General features: G+C 78.1%; 1 pseudogene. It reads left to right on the top strand.

Features of this window, described 5'->3' with window-relative positions:
• A pseudogene (locus CR470_RS38295) lies at positions 1–698 on the top strand (hypothetical protein); the annotation flags it as partial.

Raw genomic sequence — 698 nt, forward strand, 5'->3', positions numbered from 1 at the left:
GGCTCCGACCGGGCGCGCGTCGCGGTGTACGCGGCGGGCCGCGCCGCGGCGTACACCCGGCCCTCCCGGCTGGCCCCCCTGCTCGCCGCCCGCACGGGTCCCGGCACCGGCAAGGTGACGAGCCGCAAGGAGATGGTCCGCCTCGCCGCCGCCCTGCTGCCCCGCACCCAGGCGGCCGGCCTCCTCGCCGACGCGTACGGGCAGCCCGGCCAGCACCTCGACGTGCGGGCCGCCTGCGTGGCCGCCGGAACGCCGCTGCTCGGCGACGTACGCGTGTGGAGGATGACGAAGGACGCGGCACTGGGGGAGCGTGCGCTGCGCGTCGCACTGCTGGGGGTGCGTGCCACGGAGGTGGATCCCCACTTCCGGGACCGTTACGCCGTGCTGATCCACCACGTGTGCAAGGGGGACGACGACCAGGTCGCCGCCCTCGCCCACCGCGCGCTCGTCCCGTTCCTGCCGTGGGGTCCCGGGGCCGCCGACGTCCTGGTCGACGCGGTCACCGATCTGGACCGGCGGGGGAGGTGGCGCTCGGCCGCCGACGCCCTCGTGGACGCGGCCCTGACCACCCCGAAGGCCGTCGGGGCGCTGAACCGCGCCCTGTCGCTGCTGGCCACCGGCGAGACCGCGGACGACGCGGGGGCGGAGCGGGACCGGCCCGCCCGCCGGCGGCTCGGCCATCTGGCCCGGACGCTGTC

Origin of the sequence: Streptomyces sp. rh34, from assembly GCF_002551245.1 — a bacterium.
Lineage (GTDB): Bacteria > Actinomycetota > Actinomycetes > Streptomycetales > Streptomycetaceae > Streptomyces.